This window comes from Neobacillus cucumis, from assembly GCF_023715505.1.
The window spans coordinates 39,656-61,539 of sequence record NZ_JAMBOH010000027.1; the positions used below are offsets into that span (position 1 = coordinate 39,656).

General features: G+C 36.7%; 19 protein-coding genes and 1 riboswitch. Of the genes, 8 read left to right on the forward strand and 11 right to left on the reverse strand.

Translation table 11 applies throughout. From position 1 onward, the window contains the following. Window positions 1–3 precede the first annotated feature (3 nt). Window positions 4–222: a DUF1659 domain-containing protein gene (locus M3226_RS25205; RefSeq protein WP_251571393.1), complete on the reverse strand. Its 219-nt coding sequence runs from the start codon at window positions 220–222 to the stop codon at window positions 4–6. Between the two features lie 284 nt (window positions 223–506). Next, window positions 507–917 carry a VanZ family protein gene (locus tag M3226_RS25210; protein WP_251571394.1) on the reverse strand — a complete coding sequence of 137 codons (411 nt, stop codon included), beginning with the start codon at window positions 915–917 and terminating at the stop codon, window positions 507–509. A 656-nt stretch (window positions 918–1,573) separates the two neighbouring features. On the opposite strand from M3226_RS25210, the gene M3226_RS25215 reads away from it, so the two are divergent. Continuing rightward, window positions 1,574–1,768, forward strand: coding sequence for a hypothetical protein (locus tag M3226_RS25215; RefSeq protein ID WP_251571395.1), 195 nt, complete (start codon window positions 1,574–1,576; stop codon window positions 1,766–1,768). A gap of 139 nt (window positions 1,769–1,907) precedes the next feature. On the opposite strand, the gene M3226_RS25220 is transcribed toward M3226_RS25215, so the two are convergent. Further along, on the reverse strand, window positions 1,908–3,083 hold the full coding sequence (locus M3226_RS25220) for a glucose-1-phosphate adenylyltransferase (protein WP_251571396.1): 1,176 nt from the start codon (window positions 3,081–3,083) through the stop codon (window positions 1,908–1,910). A gap of 578 nt (window positions 3,084–3,661) precedes the next feature. Between M3226_RS25220 and M3226_RS25225 the strand changes: the two genes are divergently transcribed. The 3 genes from M3226_RS25225 (at window position 3,662) to M3226_RS25230 (ending at window position 5,436) form a co-directional block, all read left to right on the forward strand. After that, a complete protein-coding gene (locus M3226_RS25225; protein WP_251571397.1) occupies window positions 3,662–4,195 on the forward strand; it encodes an NUDIX hydrolase in 534 nt (177 codons plus the stop codon). Between the two features lie 341 nt (window positions 4,196–4,536). Further along, the gene (locus M3226_RS32855; RefSeq protein WP_374110688.1) at window positions 4,537–4,626 is read left to right on the forward strand and encodes a hypothetical protein; all 90 of its coding nucleotides are present in this window, start codon (window positions 4,537–4,539) and stop codon (window positions 4,624–4,626) included. 249 nt (window positions 4,627–4,875) lie between these two features. Beyond that, window positions 4,876–5,436 carry a DUF6241 domain-containing protein gene (locus M3226_RS25230; protein ID WP_251571398.1) on the forward strand — a complete coding sequence of 187 codons (561 nt, stop codon included), beginning with the start codon at window positions 4,876–4,878 and terminating at the stop codon, window positions 5,434–5,436. A 600-nt stretch (window positions 5,437–6,036) separates the two neighbouring features. Here the strand turns inward: M3226_RS25230 and M3226_RS25235 are convergent. Then, window positions 6,037–7,017 carry an LCP family protein gene (locus tag M3226_RS25235; protein ID WP_251571399.1) on the reverse strand — a complete coding sequence of 327 codons (981 nt, stop codon included), beginning with the start codon at window positions 7,015–7,017 and terminating at the stop codon, window positions 6,037–6,039. Window positions 7,018–7,358: 341 nt separating this feature from the next. Further along, window positions 7,359–7,441, reverse strand: a riboswitch (cyclic di-GMP riboswitch). A gap of 335 nt (window positions 7,442–7,776) precedes the next feature. Between M3226_RS25235 and M3226_RS25240 the strand changes: the two genes are divergently transcribed. Then, on the forward strand, window positions 7,777–11,100 hold the full coding sequence (locus tag M3226_RS25240) for a glycosyltransferase (RefSeq protein WP_251571400.1): 3,324 nt from the start codon (window positions 7,777–7,779) through the stop codon (window positions 11,098–11,100). 456 nt (window positions 11,101–11,556) lie between these two features. Here the strand turns inward: M3226_RS25240 and tagU are convergent, their stop codons facing one another. Continuing rightward, window positions 11,557–12,489 carry a polyisoprenyl-teichoic acid--peptidoglycan teichoic acid transferase TagU gene (tagU, locus tag M3226_RS25245; RefSeq protein ID WP_251571401.1) on the reverse strand — a complete coding sequence of 311 codons (933 nt, stop codon included), beginning with the start codon at window positions 12,487–12,489 and terminating at the stop codon, window positions 11,557–11,559. Between the two features lie 330 nt (window positions 12,490–12,819). On the opposite strand from tagU, the gene M3226_RS25250 reads away from it, so the two are divergent. Both M3226_RS25250 and M3226_RS25255 read left to right on the forward strand, forming a co-directional pair. Further along, entirely contained in the window at window positions 12,820–13,335 is a 516-nt protein-coding gene (locus M3226_RS25250) for a DUF5683 domain-containing protein (RefSeq protein ID WP_251571402.1), read from the forward strand. 261 nt (window positions 13,336–13,596) lie between these two features. Beyond that, window positions 13,597–13,743 carry a hypothetical protein gene (locus tag M3226_RS25255; RefSeq protein ID WP_251571403.1) on the forward strand — a complete coding sequence of 49 codons (147 nt, stop codon included), beginning with the start codon at window positions 13,597–13,599 and terminating at the stop codon, window positions 13,741–13,743. A 319-nt stretch (window positions 13,744–14,062) separates the two neighbouring features. On the opposite strand, the gene M3226_RS25260 is transcribed toward M3226_RS25255, so the two are convergent. From M3226_RS25260 to M3226_RS25285, 6 genes are all read right to left on the reverse strand, one after another. After that, window positions 14,063–14,179 (reverse strand): YjcZ family sporulation protein, encoded by a 117-nt coding sequence (locus M3226_RS25260; protein WP_098996083.1) that lies wholly within the window; start codon window positions 14,177–14,179, stop codon window positions 14,063–14,065. A gap of 393 nt (window positions 14,180–14,572) precedes the next feature. Beyond that, window positions 14,573–14,701, reverse strand: coding sequence for a YjcZ family sporulation protein (locus M3226_RS25265; protein WP_144565903.1), 129 nt, complete (start codon window positions 14,699–14,701; stop codon window positions 14,573–14,575). Window positions 14,702–14,923: 222 nt separating this feature from the next. Continuing rightward, a complete protein-coding gene (locus M3226_RS25270; protein ID WP_251571404.1) occupies window positions 14,924–15,772 on the reverse strand; it encodes a PRD domain-containing protein in 849 nt (282 codons plus the stop codon). Window positions 15,773–15,805: 33 nt separating this feature from the next. Then, window positions 15,806–17,266, reverse strand: a complete 1,461-nt coding sequence (locus M3226_RS25275; RefSeq protein ID WP_251571405.1) for a glycoside hydrolase family 1 protein — start codon at window positions 17,264–17,266, stop codon at window positions 15,806–15,808. A gap of 18 nt (window positions 17,267–17,284) precedes the next feature. Continuing rightward, the gene (locus M3226_RS25280; protein WP_251571406.1) at window positions 17,285–19,129 is read right to left on the reverse strand and encodes a beta-glucoside-specific PTS transporter subunit IIABC; all 1,845 of its coding nucleotides are present in this window, start codon (window positions 19,127–19,129) and stop codon (window positions 17,285–17,287) included. A gap of 371 nt (window positions 19,130–19,500) precedes the next feature. Continuing rightward, on the reverse strand, window positions 19,501–20,580 hold the full coding sequence (locus M3226_RS25285) for an iron-containing alcohol dehydrogenase family protein (RefSeq protein WP_251571407.1): 1,080 nt from the start codon (window positions 20,578–20,580) through the stop codon (window positions 19,501–19,503). 553 nt (window positions 20,581–21,133) lie between these two features. On the opposite strand from M3226_RS25285, the gene M3226_RS25290 reads away from it, so the two are divergent. After that, window positions 21,134–21,334, forward strand: a complete 201-nt coding sequence (locus tag M3226_RS25290; protein WP_251571408.1) for a hypothetical protein — start codon at window positions 21,134–21,136, stop codon at window positions 21,332–21,334. Window positions 21,335–21,884: the final 550 nt, after the last annotated feature.

Consider the following 21,884-nt stretch of genomic DNA (forward strand, 5'->3'; position numbering starts at 1 on the left):
ACATTAACCGATAATCTCCGAGCTGTCATTACGTTCCACTTTGTTTAAGTCGCCGTTGCATAAAACTGAAATCGCTTGAGCGACTTGGAACAACTGGTCAGCTGTTGCTGCTTTCGTTACATTGCTAAACGTTTTAGACTTTAAAATTGGATTTCCTTCGTTATCGATGCCCGCTTGAAATACCAATCGAAGCTTTGTTGTTTCTAGTAATCCCTGTGCCATCTTCAATCACCTCCTTTCGCCTTATATATATAGTTTGAGAGGCTAAAAGGACAGGTAGGTCGAAAATGTTTTTTAAGGACCGGTTCTTTAGCTTTTCTTCTGGTTAATTTACAAAGACAGGAAGATTATTTTGCTTCACCTCAGTCCTAATAGTTGAAGAAACCGTGAGGAAGGTGTTTAGCCGGCGTGGGGTGGAACAGGAAAAGACTCCATAGCGGAGTCTTTTCCTGTGCGTGCTATTTTGATTAATAGAATGATGCACCATTTTATCTGTTATATAAATATTATAAATTGTACGCTAACTTAAGCTTACTGAATAAACGGAAACCAATATAGGTTCCTAAAGTATTTAAAATAACATCGTTAATATCCGTCGTTCTATTAGGCATCGTTAATTGAATACACTCAATCATAATCGATACAGATAATCCAATCAAAGTGGCTATCTGCAATCTATCAATCTTATTAAACTTCAATGGTAAAACCAGACCAAAAGGAATAAATAATAGAATATTTCCCCCAACATTAACAACAAAACCAGGAGATAGTGGATTCCCTAACGATTTGAATGGGATTAAGTTTATTTCTCCTCTGCTCATACCTATGCCTAGGGAAGAGTTGGGAAACATAGTGTAGCGGACTATAAAAATCAGTGAAAAAATAAAAAGTAGATTAATAAGGATCTTTTTTTTCATTGGAACTCCTGTTGAATCATTTATAGGAATATCTTAACATGTTTATTTTATTTGTCGTCCTGTATGCACTTAGGTATGTAGGTGAAAGTATTGATTAATGTAGTACATGACGAAATATGAAATAAGCGATCATCCATAAGGGAATGGATAATAGGATACCCCATAAACATCCTACACCAAATTTCCTTCCATCATCATTCTCTTTCATATACTCCACTCCATTGTGTGCACTAATTAGTCTAATGATTAAACAAAACATAGCTCTTATTATTCCCTGAATGGAAGGTGTTTAGTCCCATATATTGGTGAATGGGGAGAAGAAAAGTGTTGTGAAGGACAGTATGTTTTTTGTACAAAAAGCCATATGTGGTTATCCATAAAGAGAACTCCGTTACTCCCATGTAATCAAGAAAGTCCTTTGCAGTAGATGCATAGAAAAACGAAGGACCTGAAAATATTGTCGAAAACCATTAATTTACAACTTTAGCACTACGACTATATTATTATAAGGTAAAGTGTTTTTACATAAACCTGGGTAATTTGGTTGCTTGAGAAAAAAATTCTGCCTAGTTATAGGAGAATTGCATTAGGTTTAAGAGTGTATTAATTAAAACCTAAAAGGAAACAGACATATTTAAAATAGGGGGAGAAAGTGAATGAAATTAGATCAAAACCACCCGTTGTATTTTGATGGGAGAAATTTAGACCAAATAGCGGAAAGAATTCAGGAGATTCAAAAATTATCCCATACAGTTGTGGTGAAACCAGAAATTCCAGAGGGTACACCTGTACAGTTCCGTTATCCGCATCCGCTAGAAGAACAATATTTCAATGTTTCTGTAAGGCATTAATGCCGAGTAATTGTCATAATAAAATTGCTAAAGTCGGGTGTCGTTCAGTGGAAAAAGAGGAGCCTCGATTAGACAAATAACAAAAAACTCCTTTCTGTAAGGAGTTTTTTAATGTTGTTTATATGTTAAGAATTTTTATCTAAACAACTTTTACCTTAATTTCTCCAGTAATATCCTTTTGAATAGTCTGGTTATCCCCAATTAAGGTAATTTCACTAAACGGCTGAGCTTCCCCCACTTTAACATTAGCTTCAATTACCGTTCCTGTACCAACAACGGCTCGGTTAATCACCACATTTTCACCGATGATGGTATTGGGCAAAATAACGGAATCTTTAATAACAGCTCCCTTGCCTACGGTAACTCCATAGAAAAGAACTGAGTTTTCTACCTTTCCAAACACCTTACAGCCTTCACTTACCAAAGATTGGTGTGCACTAGCCTTTCCGTCCAAATAGGTTGGCGGCTGGGAAGTTTCATGAGTATAAATAGACCAGTCTTCATTTTGTAAGATGGGATTGCTTTTAAAGGAGAGTAAATCCATATTCGCTTCCCAGAGACTATGAATGGTTCCGACGTCCTTCCAATAGCCTTTAAAACAATAGGCCTGTAATTTGCGATTATCATTGATCATCGCAGGGATAATGTCCTTCCCAAAATCCTTAGAAGAGAGTGGGTTTTTTTCTTCTCTTTCTAAATATTTTTTTAACAGTTCCCATTTAAAAATGTAAATCCCCATAGAGGCGAGGTTTGATTTAGGATTTTCTGGTTTTTCTTCAAAATTTAGTATTTCTTTTGATTCGGGATTAATATTCATAATGCCAAATCTATTCGCTTCATTCCATGGTACGTTTATGACAGAAATGGTGGCGTCTGCCGATGTTTTTATATGCTGCTCTAGCATTTTACTGTAATCCATCTTATAAATGTGATCACCGGAAATAATGAGAACGTTCTCTGGATTGTAATGTTCAATATATCTTAGGTTTTGATAAATAGCGTGTGCGGTGCCTTCATACCATCTTTCACCTGACTCACATTGATATGGCGGAAGAATGGTAACGCCGCCGCTTTTTCGATTTAAGTCCCAGTGCTTGCCATCACCAATGTAATTTTGAAGAGTGTGAGGTTGATATTGTGTTAAAACACCAACAGTATCAATACCAGAATTACTACAATTGCTTAATGTAAAATCAATGATTCGATATTTTCCACCAAATGGAACAGCAGGCTTTGCTATATATTTGGTCAATTCTTTTAATCGAGAACCTCTTCCCCCAGCTAATAGCATAGCAATACATTGTTTTTTCGTCATAGTTGCCTCCATGTAAAAGGATATATGTATTTATTTTTAGTTATAATCGATCATCTTCCCATAACTTGTAATATAACTCTTCAGATTCTTGCTCATCTTCCTCATTTATGGTAAAAGTGTCTTCCAACTTTATTTTATCTAATAGACTTTGCATCAAATTTAAGCCCCTTCCATGTTGTAAGTTTGTTGCAATCTGTTTTCCATTGTAGCAAACGAGGTAATAAGATAAAATCAAACAATTCCGACTTTTACAAACATAAATCGACATAATTTAAGTAATCTGATGTTTAACCCATATATTATTTAAAATTAATAATAGAACCTTCTCTTTTTCTGTCGAATTATAACGAAAAGAATCTGAAAATTATAAAAAATATGCATACAAGGTTTTACAGAAAATTTCTTTACTATATTTTTATAATCGAAGCAATTCGCTTAGTGAGTCTCGGAACTTATTTTAAGATAAGGTAAAAAGGAAATTGATTCTATCCTTTGGTAATGAATTATAGTATCCTAATATCTGGACATAATTTTAGGTAAATTTTAATATAAAAGATTTGATAATTGAGGTGAACGGCATGGATTGGAAAATAAAACACTCTACTAAGCAAAGGGTAGACCGGTTTGGAATTACAGTTGATGAGGTTATTCTTCCTAACGGGGACGAAAAGACTTTTTCTTATTTAGACTTTGCCAAGGGAGTCTGCATTCTTCCTATAACCAATGATCATAAAGTAATTTGTCTAAGACAATATCGTCATGCGATAAATAGCTGGCAATGGGAACTGCCTGCCGGAATGATTGATAAGGAAGATGATTTACCAATTGAAGTGGCCAAAAGGGAACTAGAGGAAGAGACAGGTCATGTTGCCGAGCATTGGCTTGAATTAGGCAGTTTTTATCCTTCTCCAGGCTCAACGACAGAGGAAATATTCTTGTTTGCGGCAGCGGGGTTAACACCGACAGAGCAAAAGCTAGAGAATAGCGAGACACTTGAATTGCATGATCTCACAATGGAAGAGTTGAAAGATTTGGTTCTTCAAGATGAGTTTAAGCATGGAGCAGGTCTTGCCGCTATTTTAAGATATAAGTTTACGACGGATGAACAGTAATGAGGATCACCTTCTTTTGGAACAATTAATTTTAAAACACGTTTTTATACAACCTACCGGGTGTACGACTATGATCGTCGGGATGCAGAAGGGAACTTAAGGGATCTTCATCTACAGAAAGCAATGGAGGTTACTACTGTTCCGCATCAAGATGCTGTAAGTACGAAATTGGTTGAGGAGAAAGGTAATACTAGGATGACTACATATGTGGAATCTGAGTTCTTCTCCGTTTATAAGTAGGAAGTGGGCGGGAAGTCCAGCTTTTCATTTAATGATCAATATTTGCTTTTTAGTGTGATCAATGGAGAAGGACTCTTTCTCATAATGGTATAGATTATCGATTGAAGAAGGGCACCCATTTTGTTATTCCTGTCGGCTTTGGAGAATTTGAGGTAGACGGTCATTGTGAGATAATTGTTTCACATACTTAATTATTTAAAAGAGGAAGGGGCGTATTTCGTTATAATCCTTCCTCTTTTATTTTTAGAGCACAGGGACGGTTCTCATGCTTCCAAAGCATGAGAACCGTCTGAGAATACTGAAAAACACATTTCTGCAAGATAAATATGTTATTCGATTCAGTTGAAAAAGAATCGTGGCTTGACCCTTATTTTGTAACGAAATGCTTTCAAATCCGTATTCATTAGAATTATGATAAGTTTAAAGAGGCGGTTGGGAAAATGGAAAAATTCTTGAACAGATTTTTGATTAGTATTTCGATTGTTGCGGTGTTGGGGATCATTATTGTCGGTGTGCTAATATATCAAGCGACTAGCTACGGGAACGAAAAAGCGGAAGCCGTAACTTCGTCTGACACAAACGTAGAAAACGAAGACGTATCTTCGCTTGACTTGCCAATAGAAAACGAAGATACGCTAATAGAAAGCGAAGCCGAACTTGAAGAGAAAATCACTAAAGGCAAATACATTCCTAAGGAAGCCGAATTCCAATGGATTGTTCACCGTATGACACACCAAAAGGTTGCTGCAGATATCAAAGACGGAGCGACCGAAATGACACCCGAAAGAATTCACGAATTGCTTAAAACACTAGACGAAACGAATTATGTTTACAAAGACGTTTATTTCCGAATCTTGAACGAGTGGAACGCAGGGAATTTCGAAAACGCGGTCGAAGCACATAATGAAATTCTCTCCCTTCAAGACGGGTCAATCGGAGTTGCGACACGGCTGTTGACACCAGGAGAAGAACAAGAATTCATTGAACAAAACTTTCGATAAGAGGCCGGCAAAAAAACAGTTTGGTTAAATGTAAAAGAGTAAGGATCCTATACAGTTGTGGGTCCCTACTCTATTAAAAGTGATATTTATAGTATCTAGCATATAGCTACATGACAAATTGTAAAAGAAGTTTCATCCAACCTATAAACGCAATCCATAACGGAACACTCAGAGACGTACCCCATAATAACCCAACTAAAAGATTCCCTTGCTCGTCCATGCTCATCCACTCCTACTATATAGTTGTAGGTACCCATTATGTATCGTAAGTATGTTTTTTATTACTATAAATGAAAACGGTTACAATTGCAATAGGATAAATTACTTGTATTATTTAAAAATATATTTTTGGGTGGTAGGGACTAATTTGTTGAATATTATTCATTTGAATAGCAACAAAAATAAAGATAAACTCTATTTGTCAACAAGTAAGATCTTAAATAGCTCCTCTTTCAATGATTCATTCATTACATCTGAGTGTAGAAGTTCTGCCTAGAAAACATCAAAGGCACAACTAGCATTAACGCTAGTTGTGCCTTTTTCCATGCAAAACTTCCGATTGTCCGCTATAAGCACAGGTCCTTTTTTATACTATTATTATTAGAAATTAACAGCTATATCCTTTACTTGTTCTTGATTAATAACAATCTGGTAATTGTTTGCTTTTAAGATATCATCGTAAAGTTTCTTTCCTTCACCACGGATTTGCTGATAAACTAGCTGAGTTTTTGGATCAAAGTTCTTGGCGGACAGTCCAAGGCTCAACATATCAGATGTGGACATATTTGTGGCCACGACAAAATCAGGTATTGTCTTTACAAGTGCTGGCAATTTTGTGATATTGCTCGGGCTTAAAGCTTTTTTTGCAATCCCCTTTAATGCCTCTTCCTGAAGTTGTTGACGGCCGTATTCACCATTTTTTAGTGAGTAACGTTCATGAACAACCTCTGTTACCATTTTTCCATCAAATGAATAGGTACCTTTACTAATTAATTTATTTTTATTTTCAGCATACCAAGGGTGTGTTAATTTTACATCAAAAGGTACGTCCATCTTGATTCCGCCCAACGAGTCCACCATCGCTTGGAGTCCCCAATAGTCTGTTTCAACATAATAATTGATTGGAACACCCATAAATTCACTAATGGCAGTAACAGCAGCTTCGATCCCTTTTTTAGACCCATCGGTAGCTTGTTTAATATATTGAACACTAGTTAATTTTGTATATCCATAACCATCTAAATGTACACGTGTATCACGAGGAATACTTACTGCTTGATACTTATGATTATTCAAATCTACGTGAACTAGCACCATAGAATCGGTATGACCTAACTTGTCCCCTTTTCTTTGGTCAGAACCAATTAAGAGGACGTTAAATACTGGTGTTTTCACTTCAACCTTTTCATCCGCACTAGTTGAATTAGATGACCCTTTAGCACCCACTACAGGCACTGATGAAAAATGATTCTTGGGTTGTAATTGATAGTATTCATAACCAAATGCAGCCATCCCTAAAACAAAGATTCCTAAAATGCTGAAGCCTATGACTTTCCATTTTCTAGTGCCCTTTTTCTTCATTTCTTCCTCCACTGTATTAAATTAATAGAATGATGTTATCTAGAATTATAATTACTGACTCATCTTACTATTATTGGAGATTGGACTCAATATATTATAAATGGAAAATCGCATTTTTTGCTGATGTGGAAAAGATAGGTAATGATGATTAAAGCTTTGGATGTATAAAATTAACATCGATTATTGAAAGTAGAGGTGAAAAAAAGAACCCGTATTATCGAGTTCTACACTTTTTACCACATCTAACACATTTACTGGTGTAGTAGTCTATTTTATGTTTTCTGGAAAAAAAACAAATTATGGATTTAATACTCAAGTGATCCAGCCCCTTTGAATATTAATCTCGTAGTCCAGCCATCTTAGCTTTCACCTTAGATCTGAGACTTTGCGTCCTTATTTTTCAATAAGTTTGCCTTTATCAGATTTAAATAGTAGCAATTATGTCTAATATTGTAACACTATTTCTACTATTCTGATAGTGAAAAGCTAATCCTAATACAATTTTAATGAATCTCCATTTATTATGGTTTTATTTATTCATCTATCCCTTTGAATTTATGGATATTTCTTATCGAACGGTGGGTGGAACGAAGGTCTACAACGTTTACTTAGTGCTTAAACCAAAAATGGATTGATTTTCCACGCTATTAGTATTAAAATCAATAAATGTGAAATGAATGGGTTCAGCAACATGCTGAACCTTTTTATTTTTAAAAAAATAGAAGATAAATGCGGAAGCATAGTGAGAAGGTGGAAGATTTGTTTAAGAGGGCACCCGATGGTTATAACAATCCTAAGAAAAAAATGAATACAGCTAATGAAACGCGAATTATCTTCGAAGATACATCTAATCTTAGGTGGAGTGTATTCATCTTTGTCCTACTAGTACTTCTACTTCTTTCCAGCCTTTTCATAACTGTTTTAAGCTTAGTCAAAGACCCAATAGTACCTTCATTGAAAAAAACGGAATGGGGTACCTACTCTGCTCTTCAACCTGTTAACGGGGATTTCGTAAATTACTCCGCCGATTCAAATGAACAGGTAAATCAAAAGTTTTTAAAAAAGGAAATGGCAAACCAAACGGATGTTTATGCCTTTTATGTTAATTGGGATAAGAATAGTAAAAATTCCTTAAAGCGAAATATAAATAAAATAGATGTACTGATACCAGGATGGTATCAGTTAGGTTCCAACTTGGAATTAAAAGGTGATGTGGAAAAGGATATAGGATCACTAGCAAAAAAACATGATACCATGGTAATTCCGTTAATTAATAATGTGGTAAATGGGAAGTGGGACGAAGAAATCATTCATCGTCTTTTACACTCTCCTAGGGCACAATCCACACTTATACGTAATTTACAACAGGAAATAAAAAAGAATGGCTACGATGGTATTAACATAGATTTTGAGTTTAATAGAGTAAGTGACAGGGATTTATTGACAAATTTTATGAGAGAGCTTTATCAATCTTTTCATAAAGAAGGCCTTCTCGTAACCATGGATATCCAACCTTCGAATGACTCGTTTGATTATACTAAACTTGAAGAGTATTGTGATCGAATGATCTTAATGCTATATGATGAGAATATGGAAAATCCCGGACCTATCTCATCGCAATCATGGTATATGGAGAATCTTTCAAAAGTGCCGAAAGACAAGCTCATTATTAGTTTGGGGAATTATGGGTACGATTGGGACTGGGAGACGGGGCAGGCAGGGAAGGTTGTCTCGTTTAAAGACATCATGAGGATGGCTGAGAAATCAAACTTAAGTGTTCAGTGGGATGACATGAGTAAAAGCCCTTATATTCGTTATCAAAAGGATAAAAGAATACATGAAATATGGTTCTTAGATAGTGTGACTTTCTATAATCAATGGAAAGCTGCTGTATCAAGCGGGGCTAAAGGGATCGCTTTATGGAGATTAGGAACGGAAGATCCATCTGTTTGGAATGTGGTAGGAGGCCTAAAAACCAATACCTTATTATCTGTAAAGAACGGAGATAGTACCTATAATTATGGGAATGGGAGTATTCTTCATCCATTAACAGATCAGCAGGAAGGAAGTAGAAGCTTGAATTTTGATGATTTGGGATTAATTAAAAGTGAGTCTTATCTTTCTTTTCCTAAGGCATCTGAAATAGAGCGATTAAATAAACCTTCAACCCCCAAAGAAGTAGTCCTTTCATTTGATGATGGACCAGATCCTACTTATACAAAAAGGATATTAGCGATATTGAAGAAGTATCATATAAAGGCAACCTTTTTTATCATCGGTAAAGATGCCCTCCTTCACCCGGATATTGTTAAACAAATTGATCAAGAAGGCCATGAAATTGGGAATCATACGTTTTCACATCCGAATATATATAATGTTTCTTATCCCCAATTGAAATGGGAATTGAATTCAACTGAACGTATTATTCAAGCGATTACGGGGCATTCATCCATCCTATATAGATCACCTTATGGGGATGATTTTAATATGTATGATGGGGATCAGCAGACTCCTTATGTGAAATCACAGTTTCAAAGATTAATGGATATATCACAGATGGGATATATGACGGTTAATTACGACGTTGATTCTTCGGATTGGAAATTAAATAATAAACAAGACATTGTTGAGAATGTCATGAAACAGGCAGCTAACGGGGACATTATTTTACTTCATGATGGCGGTGGGGACAGAACAGCTACTGTTCAGGCGTTACCCATGATAATCGAGCAGTTGGAACATCAGGGATATACGTTTGTCACCGTGAGCGACATGATGAATAGAAACGAAGAAAGTGTATCTCCTAAGACTTCGAAAAAGGAAAACTCCTATATTCAATATCTTTCTCTTGTCTTAGAGACGATATCGGTTTTAAAAAATGTACTTGTGAAATTGTTTTACGGAGCTCTTATTGTTTTTATCCTTCGTCTTTCATTGTTTATTTTTTTCGCATGGAGACATAAAAAACGCAGTTTATTGAAGACTTATAAAGAAGGATATAATCCGTTAGTCAGTGTAGTGATTGCTGCTTACAATGAAGAAAAGGTTATCAAAAGGACGATTCAGTCCGTTCTGGATAGTACTTATGCAAACTTAGAAGTCCTTGTTATAGATGACGGGTCGAAGGACAAGACTTCAGTCGTCATCTCTGAAAATTTCTCTAATCATCCAAAGGTTAGAAGGTACTCTAAGCGAAACGGTGGTAAATCTTCCGCTATTAATATGGGGATTAAAAAGGCAGAGGGCAAAATTATAGTGGCCATTGATGCGGATACCATGATCGCGCCGAAAGCCATTTCGCTGCTTGTCCGACATTTTGCGGATGACAAGGTAGCGGCTGTTTCTGGGAATGTAAAAGTGGGAAATAGAAGAAATTTAATAACCACATGGCAGCATATGGAGTATGTAAATGGATTTAATCTAGAAAAACGGGCTCATGCCTTGCTTAATTGTGTTACGGTTGTTCCCGGCGCTATAGGGGCGTGGAGAAAACAGGTCGTTGAAAATCTGGGGAATTTTACTGATGACACGTTAGCTGAAGATACGGACCTCACTTTACGGATACTAAGTGCCGGATATAAAGTGGCAATTGAAGAGCAGGCCTATGCTTATACAGAGGCACCTGAAAATATCAGGGATTTTCTTAAACAGCGTTTTCGCTGGAATTATGGTACCTTGCAATGCTTATGGAAACATAAGAATGCTTTTTGGAAAAATAACAACAAATCCTTAAGTTTTATTGCTCTTCCTAATATTTTGTTGTTTCAGTTCTTAGTCCCTCTTTTTGCACCTTTACTAGACATTTTAATGGTTATTGGATTAATCACGGGGAATTTAAAATACTTTTTAATCCTTTATACAGGATATTTTATCGTTGATTTAGTAATTTGCCTATTAGTGTTAAGATGGGAAAAATCTAAACTTACCCCTCTGTTTTTTTTGTTTTTCCAAAGAATCTTTTACCGCTACATGTTATTATGGGTTTCTTGGAAATCGATCTTCAAAGCCATTAAAGGTGGACGAGTTGGTTGGGGAAAATTAGAGAGAACTGGAAATATAGAAGTGGTTAAGAAGGTAGGATAAACTCTTATTACAATTGGGTTCAGCAACTTTGCTGAACCCAATTATTTATATATAAAAATGCCGTTTGCTATACTCGCTACACTTGCATTTTTTTAATCCTAATTTAATTGGAATTTAATAGTTTTTAATCTGATGGTCATTGTTTGATAACATTTCTCTATTATGCTTATTAACATAGTAATCAGAGGAGGAATCATTTCAAATGATTAAACATAAATTATTGGGAATTATTTGCTACTTCCGTAGACATCATAAATATAGCTACTATACAGACAAGTGTGTAACTTGTGGGAAGGAAAAGGGGAATCACGGGGACGGTTCTCATGCTTCATTTAATTGATGATTTCCGAAGATGGTACTATTCACCAGCTAAAGGGATTGGTTTGATAATTAAACTGTCATTCAAGTAGATATAAAAAAGCTGATTGGTTATCAAATCCAATCAGCTTTTTGTTTTTATTTATTTAATTCTAATTGAGTCTTCAATTCATTCTGAACTCTTTGCTTCTCTGCGTCAGAAACTAAACCATAATAAATCCCATTGATTTTGGTTCCTGTTTCTTTAATCTCCATTTGGGTAATGTTTGATCCTGCAGATTTATAATTCTTTTGAATGTCGGCCATTTGATCAAAAGTAAGATTTGTTTTCACGTTTTTGCCAAGGGCATTTAAAATATCTGAGTAATTGGTCAAGCTTGATACGCTTGCTCCCTCTTTAATAACGCCCTGGATGATTTGACGCTGCCTTGATTGACGGCCAAAGTCGCCGCGGGGGTCATCATATCTCATTCTTGTATAGCTTAGAGCTTTATCCCCGTTTAGAGTTACCTGTCCTATTGGGAAATGATAGCCTCCATTAGAAAAATCTAGATCGTTTTGTACTGTGATACCACCAACAGCATCAACAATATCCTTGAAACCTTCCATGTTGACCTTCATGTAGTAATCAATTGGAATGTCTAAAAAGTTTTCAACTGTGTTAATCGACATTTGAACTCCGCCGAAAGCGTAAGCGTGGTTTATTTTATCTTGCTTACCTTTACCAACGATCTCTGTGCGTGTATCACGCGGGATACTAAGCATCTTCACTGAGTTGTTGTTTGGATTAACAGTCAGCACGATCATTGTGTCGGAACGGCCTCTGTCTCCTTGTCGCTCATCGACACCAAGCATTAACACTGAAAATGGGTCTTTATCTGTAAAGGCAACCGGGGCCTCGCGTTTTTCTGACTTCTGTCTATCAATTGGCTCATGCATCGTTGTGACAGCCTCTTTTAATGAACTATATACATTATATGCGTAAACTCCTACACCAATAACAAGGATTAGAAGAATAATACCGGTGGCTTTCAACCAAGTTCTCTTTTTCTTTGTTTTTTGAGACCTCATTCGAGTATACCTCCAAAATTTTGACAAATATTTTACACTCGTTTATTAGAATACCAAAAATATAGGAAAATAGATATAAAAAAGATATGGGATTTTCATGGAATTTATGGATGGGTTTAGTATAAAGATTGACGAAGAAATGAAATTTTAGGAAAGCAATTATTAAAGGTTAACTTTGGATAAACGCAGATAAACTGATCGATATTGGTGGGAAGAATTCAAAAAAAGTGTAGGTTAGGACTTAATTACTAAAATATGTAAAAAGGGAGGAATTTAACCTGAATACGGCGAAATTATAGTAATATATTTCACTTAAAGGGAGAGACCCCGATGAGAAGTAGCCGGCCCTATAAATCGCCAAATGCTGCCATGTTATGGTCAATCGTCCTACCGGGATTCGGACAATTATATAATAAAGAATACTTTATCGGTTTTCTATTACTAATATTAGAATTCTTAATCAACTTGAAATCACACCTAAATCTAGTTTTATTTAGCACCTTAACAGGGGATATCCTGAACGCTCATCAAACGATTAATTACAGTTGGGGGCTATTCTATCCTTCCCTATATGGATTTGCTATCTGGCAGGCCTATAATTCGGCAATATCCAATAATAATAAACTAGAGGGAAAAGTTGTTGAAAAACGAACCTATTTTTCTGGGTTCTTTATAGGTCTCGTTATCGGAATGGACTTCGGTTTATGCTTGCATGATAGCAACGTCATTACAATATTTCCATTTCTTGATTATCCAGTGTTTAACGGACTGTTTCTTGGGTTTATGTTTGGGCTGTTGGCTCATTTGGGTGAAATAAAAATATATCGAAAAATACCGAGCTCTTAAGCGTAAAACTATAGTTTGTAAACATGAAACCGTTGCTACTAAGAGCGGTTTTTTTGTGTGTTTAAGGAAGTTGCAGAAGTGGTAAATAAATTGTTATAAAAGACTGTTGGCATGTATTATTACTTAAACTACAAAACCATTACAAACCTCTGTTTTTTCTCACAAAAATGACATAATTTTCTCTACTGAATGACGTTTACAATTGTCGAAATTGATAGTAAAATGTAATTTTAGTATATTACGAGGAGGGAAAATAGGAAATTGAATCATAACGCAAAGCAGAACCTTATTGACTTTTCACAGATTGTCAAAAAGGCATATGAAAAAGGCGAAAATGAAACTGAATTGACACTTGAAAAATTGATGGAAGATTTAAAAGCGGACTTAAAACAACTGGTCATTTGCTAAATAATAGATGAACGGGCTGTTGGGGAAACCCTGGCAGTCCTTTTTTATGAGCATAATTAAAAAAATAGGTAAAAATCTATAAAAATATCTTGATTTTGAAAACGCTTCCAATTATAATGATATTAGGTCGGATGGCAAACGTGGCCATCAAGGTATACAGCGTAGGTGGGGCTGATACTATTATTTTTCTGTAAGAGCTATTTGGCTCTTTTTTATTTGCCTTTTTTTCGCATTTAATCGAACCTAAAGATCTACTGGCGTTGGTTAGAATAAGAAAAGGCTCCAAAACGGAGCCTTTTCCCAGTTCGAATTACATTGATTAATAGAAGGATGCACCAACAATAATAAGAAGAATGAACAATACGACGATTAATACGAAAGTGCTGCCGCCGTAACCATAACCACCGTAGCCGTAGCCGCCACAAAACCAGCCCATTATTATCACCACCAATCAAAACCGATTTTTTTGAGTACACTTTAGTATATTTTTTAAGACCGTGATGGTATGGACAATTATCATTAATTAGGACAAAATCAGGGATTTGACTAAATATCAGAAACGCCTGCTTAACAGGCGTTCCGGGAAGAAAGAAACAAAATGTTTGATGTTTGGTGGAGTAATAGCATATGTATCAGTATTAAAATCGCATGGACAAGTGCTGAGTTAAATTAAAAAGATAATGAGACTTCCCCTTTGGGTAGTTATATAAACAGGTGCATACTCTAGAGTGTAGCCAGTCTAACCATATTCAGGTCCTTAGACTATCACTTCCAAAATGGAAAAGTTGCATCAAAAAAGCCCTTTTTAGAGGGCTTTTTTAGGTTTTCCTTAGAAACAAATGACTGCTCCAACGATAATCAGCAAGATGAATAATACTACGATTAAAGCAAAACCGCCATAACCAAAGCCGCCGTAGCCATAGCCGCCACAACCACCGAAACCACCATAACCAAACATTTTATAAAACCTCCCTATAGACTTCTTCCCTATACTTTATGTTAAGAAATAAAGTATGGAAGGGCTCTTTCCCTAATTATAAGTAGGACAGTACAATAGTCTAACAGGCGGAGCAAGGGGAGCACAGGGACGGTTCTCATGCTTCCGAAGCATGAGAACCGTCCCTGTGCTTAAGTTAGGCAAAAAAAGGCCACTTGCTATATAAAGCAAGTGGCATCATGCTTATCCAAGCTGATTATAAGAAATTAACCTGTGTATATGGACGGCAAGATAAGCAAGTTCCGCATTTGGAATCGTCTTTTCATGAACTTGTTTAATATATTCCTTCACTTTAAACGCACCATCCATAGCGTGTGGATACAAGCTGGCAATTTGCTCAAACAGTACATTGTCTTTTTCATCAATCATCTTATCTGTATAGAAACGCTCTACAAAAAATTTAACATGGGTGATAAACCGAGTATAATGAATGTTTTCCGTATTTATGTTGATATTCAACGTGTACCGGACCAAGTTGACAATACTTCCAATCATTTTGGCAAACTTCATGCCATTTTTCGATTCCTTCTTTTCCCCTTGAGCGTTGATTAAATGGAAAGCGATATTGGCGGCTTCCTCAATTGGTAATTCAATATTGAGCTTTTCATTCATTTTCTTTAGGGCATATACGCCAATATCAAATTCCTCTGAATAATAATTTTTAATCTCCCAATAGACGCGGTTGGTGATGTTGATATTTTTTTTATATCTTTCTACGGCAAAATGTAAATGATCCATCAACGTAAAATAGATACCCGTATTGAGCTTCGTGTTCAGCTTTTCTTCCGCAAAATTGACAATTTGCTGAGTCAGCTCTATAAATACAGGTGGGATGGTATCCAATAAACCAAGAAACTCTTTCACTTTGATATTTTCAACTGGTAGGAACATTTGATCCGCTTGGTGTTCCTCAATAACATTACCAGCTTTCTGTCCATAACCAATTCCTTTACCAAAAAGAATGTATTCTTTCTTTTGTTCATTTTCTACCAATACTACGCTTGAATTTAGGACTTTTTTAATTTTTATCACCGTTATCACCTTCCCATGAGAGAAGTCGGATTACTATTCCAAATCTTCTCCATTGCTTCCAATTACTTTTTTATACCAGTAGAAGGAATCTTTGCGGCTGCGGTTTAGCGTGCCGTTTCCTTCATCATCCTGGTCAACATAAATAAAGCCGTATCGTTTGGACATCTGGGATGTTCCTGCACTAATCAGGTCAATAGGTCCCCAGCTTGTATAACCAAAGAGTTCCACGCCTTCTTCAATGGCTGCTTTCATCTGTTTGAAGTGTTCTCTAAAGTAATTCACTCGATAGTCATCATGGATGGATCCATCACTTTCAACTTTATCAAATGCACCCATGCCATTTTCTACAATAATAAGTGGTTTTTTATAACGATCATACAATTCAATTAAGGATATCTTTAAGCCGACAGGATCAATTTGCCAGCCCCAGTCCGTTGAAGGCAAATATGGATTCTTAACGCCCATTATAGTATTTCCAGCAGTCTTTTCCAAACCATCTTTTGCAGATTCGGTCAGTGACATATAATAACTAAACGAGATGAAGTCAACCGTATGATTACGAAGAATGTCTCGATCATTTGGTTCCATTTTAATCTGGATATTTTTCCGCTCAAACATTTTTTCGATCATGACTGGATATTCCCCGAAAACCTGTACATCTGAGTAAAAATAGTTGTGAAGATTTCGTTTTAGGGTCACTTCTACATCCTCAGGGCTACAAGTATTAGGGTAAGTCGTAAGCTTTGTCAGCATACAGCCTACCTGGCTGCCCGGAATGATTCGATGGCAATCGGCTGTAACTAAAGCGGATGCGACGAATTGGTGGTGCAATGCCTGGTAAACGAGTTCTTCTTCTTTGCCTTCCGGGCAACGGTCTGGAATGATTCCAGCAGTGGTGAATGGATGACGGTTGATACTATCAATTTCATTAAATGTCAGCCAGTATTTGACTAGGTCCTTATATCGATTAAAGCAAACATTCGAGAATCTTACGAAATGGTCGATTACTTTTCTTTCCACCCAACCATTATATTTCACACTTAAAGCGAGAGGCATTTCATAATGGGAGAGGGTGACAATCGGTTCAATTCGCAATCTTCTCATTTCCGTAAATAAGCGATCATAGAATTGTAATCCCAATTCATTTGGTTGTTCCTCTTCTCCAGTAGGGAAAATTCGGCTCCAAGCAATCGAGACACGCAGGGTTTTGAATCCCATTTCCGCAAACAGCGCCAAATCCTCTTCATAACGATGATAAAAATCAATCCCTCTCCGTTTTGGATAAAGTTTATCATCTTGATCAGCGATCGCTTTTTCAATCACTTCAGACGAAATGGAAACGTGGCCCTCATAATCATCTAATTTTAAGTTAGACTTATAAGTAGCCACATCGGCTACCGACAGTCCCTTTCCATCTACATTCCATGCGCCTTCTACCTGATTGGCGGCTACAGCGCCGCCCCATAAGAAATTCTCTGGAAATCCTTTAGTCATATCAAATTCTCCTCTATTCTAGTTTCCTAATGCCGTTACAAACATTAAGGTATCTTTACGATCAACATTCTTTAAATCAGCTACTTTGACTGAATACTTGTCTTTATTCGTTACAACAGCCATTGTGACTGGATCAAATCCTTCTGCCACAATCTTATCAATATTAAACGTTAACAATAAATCTCCGGCCTTTACTTCATCTCCAACCTTCACTTGCGGAGTAAAATATTTCCCTCCTAGTTGGACTGTATCAATCCCTACATGGAACAAAATCTGTGCTCCATTTACTGTCGTCATTCCCAGTGCGTGGTTGGTATCAAAAATCATTTCAATTTTGCCGTCAACAGGTGCGTATAATTCTCCTTTTGAGGGAATTACAGCAATTCCTTCACCCATAATCTTTGATGAGAAGACTTCATCTTTGACTTCTGATAGTGGAATCATTTGCCCGATAATAGGACTTTTGAACTCTTTTTCAGCCGTTAAATTTGAAATGAAATCCTGTTGCTCTTCTTTTACCTTTTTATCTTTCCCAAGGATAAATGCTGCTACAAATGATACTGCAAATGAGATAACCAAACCAATGATGGCATTGATAATATTTTTTGGCAAATCTTCAGAGATAAACATCGATAGACTCGCTAACCCTGGTCCAACAAGTACGAACGCCTGTAAACCGACGATTCCGATAAATGTACCGCCAATGAAAGAGCCAATCATTACACTTGTTAGCACCTTTTTATTTTGGAGTGTAACCCCGTATAATGCTGGTTCCGTAATACCAAATAGGGCGGAAATCCCTGCAGAAATGGCTGTGGATCTTAATCTTTTATCCTTTGTTCTTAACGCAATGGCAAAACAAGCACCACTTTCCGCAATATTATGTGCGAGGGAAGCAGGTAAGTAAAGAACTTCTTTACCAGCACCCATTGCAGTCACTGCATATGGAACCATCGCTTTATGCATTCCAGTTGCGACCATAAGTGGTAATACAGTTGCTAGAAGAGCGACTGCAATCCAACCAACTTTTGCGAATACGGCTAAAATCACAGCTGCAAAGCCTTGGCCAAGTGTAAAACCTAGTGGTCCTAAAATCAGTAATGAAATCGGAACGGTAATTAAAAGAGACATCATTGGAACAAAGAAGATTCGAATCGCTTTTGGTGAGATCCGTGTAAACAATTTTTCGACCTGTGCAAACAGAAGAACTGTTAAGATAGCAGGGAATACCTGATAGGCATAAGCAATATTCTTCACTGTGAAGCCAAACAGATGCGCTCCTTCTGTTAACATCGCTGTCATATTTGGCAATATTAAAGCGCCAACTGAGGCAAGGGCAACAAGTGTATTTACTTTCAATTTATTTGCTGTTGTTACGGCTACTAAAATTGGAAGGAAATATAATGGTGCATCACCAATTTGGTTTAAAATCTTATACGTTTGACCGTTTGCATCCAATAAACCCATTAATGAAACTAGCAATAAAATGGACTTTAAAACCCCACCACCGGCAATCGCAGGTACCAGCGGCTGGAATACACCTACGATAAAATCTAAAATAACGCTTCCAATTTTTTGCTTCTCTTTTGGTTTATTTGAGGATCCAGTGTTTGTCGCAAGGGATCCAATCATATCAATCACCTCATCATAGACTTCGACTACTTCATTTCCGATGACGACTTGGCATTGACCAGTCATTTTTACTGCTATAACGCCGGGAACGCTTTTTAACTTTTCAACATTGGCTTTGCTAGTATCAATTAAGGAAAACCTTAATCTTGTCGAACAATGCTCAAAATGGGAAATATTTTCTTTGCCGCCTACATACTTCAAGACTTCAGCTGCAGTGTCTTTGTAGTTCATCTTGATTCTCTCCTTTTTTAGATTTGTGAAAGGGCAGCAGATTTTGGGCGAAAAAAAACAGGACCTAAAACGACAAATAATAATATTTGCCAATTTTAGATCCTGCCTGCATTACCAGTCACATGTCTATGTTTGTGTATTTGATTTGTTTTGATTATATAATTTGTTTTTGAAAGCGTCAACAACTTTTTGGTGTTTTTCAACATTCCAATTTTATACAAGAAAGAGGGAGGACCTTGCACTTGCGTGTGAAACAAGAACCAGTACTTCACCTTTACCCGGTACAGAAATTTCATAAGTGCTTTTTAAAGTTAAACCTGGGGCAGAAGTCTCTTTTATTCATGCTTTCATTTTCATTCGTCGCCAAACGCTTATTTTTTTAAAAATAGGCTCTCCAATTTTTTGATCGCCTCGATTACGTCCCTTTTACTATAAGAACCCATTAACTGCAAGGATTCTTCTGATTTGATTGCATGGGCAGCAATCAGTTTCATGGCCTGCTCTTGATTATGGATAATGCCTAACTCTTCAAAGTTGGTCGGGAAGCCAAGGTCATGGTAGAAAGGAAGGAGGTCCACTACTTCCTCTGTTCGATTTTCGAGGATAAGCTGAACTAAAATCCCGTATGCGACCTTTTGACCATGGAGAATGCTATGAGTTTCTTCAATAAAGCTCAATCCATTATGAATTGCATGGGCTCCAGCCATTCTGCCGTGGCGTCCACCATAACCGCCTACTGTTCCCGCTAAGGTAATGACCGCCTCTAAAACTTTTGTAACTGAAGAAGAGATGGTCTTTGTTTCTAGGCTTTGAATTGCATTTATACTCTCTTCTAATAGGATTGCTTTTAAGAAGGAGGAGTTGTTTAATCCCGTTTGAACCATTATTGAAAATAGGTCGTTGTTTATATTGTTACGAATGATGGCTTCGGCTTCATACCATTTAGCCAAGGTATCACCAATACCGCTCTTAAAATAATCGATAGGTGAGGTAAGTAAGAATTCAGGATCTACTAGTGTTAGATAGCTTGAGCGCTTATGGTAATCCACTCTTATAAATGACCCATTGTCATCATAAATTACACTTAGAGGGGTGGAGGCAGCGCAGGTGCCTACAACGGTAGGGATCGTGATGACTTCGATATTTAAGCGGTCTGCTACTGATTTTGCCGTATCGAGGATTACTCCTCCGCCGATCCCGATAATCACATCTGCGTGACTAGCACTTACAGCTATTGCTTTTACCGTGGTATCTGAGCTGTACCGATCAGACTGAATGACCTGAACATGAGAAGGTAGGTTAGTATAATATAAGAATGCCTGAAATGATTTGTGTCCTGTCACTACTACTGGTGAATGAAAACCTTCTAAGTAAGAAGCGAGGTCTTTCAAAATTCCTTCTTTGCAAATGTATTGATTTGGTCCACTTCTAACGATATCTTCTGGTCTCATAACATCTATCTCCTTTTTCTATGATTAAAATAAAAAAGACCTAAATTGAGCAGCATAAAACACACTACTCAACTTAGGTCCTGCCTGCACTACCAGTCACATGCCTATGATTATTTAAAAATATTATTACTATTTTAGCAATATTCTGTTTATATTGGAAGTGTTTTTTTGAAAGAAGCATGGGGACGGTTCTCGTGCTTCTTTAAAAGGATTGCTCTTTCTAATTCATTACGGCTTCATTGGTTTGGGAAAATTTGGATTCATTGGACAACCAGATTCCGGTAAAGCAGATAAAGGGTTACCACGATGAGGAAATATTTTTACAAAGTTTGTTATTTATTTAGATTAGGATGATATATAAGTAGAGGGGAAGTTGGCCATCCTTAAAGGGGGGCCAGAGAACACACTTATATATGTAAAATAGAAGCCTTTGATACGCAGTAGTTAGGGAGAATGTGCGTTATAGATTGTCATAGTCTCCTATTTTATCAGTAATCTTGGGTTTAATTTTAATGATTTTGGACAGGATTGGGAGTAGGGAGGAGAATTCGAAATGATGACTAGAAAAGAGTATTTAGAGGCAATTACCTTTGTCACGGAAGAAGAGGAAAGATATAAACGATTAGTTCGTTTAATTTCAAATCGGCTGGACAGGGATTTAACAGGAAAAGAAATCAGATATATTCATTGGCTGGCTGGTATCGATACAGAAGCATTTGAGGTATTTGAAAAAATATTCGAAGATATTGGTTAAGAAGAGGGGGGTTAATTAGGCCTCTTTGTTGAAAGACCATGGGGACGGTTCTTGTGCTTCCATACATAGGAGAGCAGCCAGGTGGTGTCGATGCCGGAACAGTTTAAGGGAATAAATTAAAGGGTCAGTCCGTTTTCATTGCGGGCTGACCCTGTTTTTATGTTTATCTAATTAGGAAGTAAGTAACTTGACTATGGACCGAAGAAGAATATGTTTTAAACATGCCTCAATCCGGACTAGGTTGAGGTAGGACACCCCTCAACATTTTTTCATGCAATTGGGGTGACAAATTCAGAAATGACGTGGATAAGAATGTTATTAAACAAATGTTTGAGTTAGTTGCGAAATATTGGGAACTGACGAGAAGAATATAGGTTGAGTTGATAACCATTTCCGGGAGATTAAAGTTTTTTAGTAGTGTTGAATAAAAGGAAAATGAGGAGAAATATGTAGAATTACAAGAATAGCATCATTTTCTGGGGAATATTGTTGTTAACGAGCCTATTTTTGTCGATTGGCCACCCAATCCTTTCAATTTAGTCCTGTCATA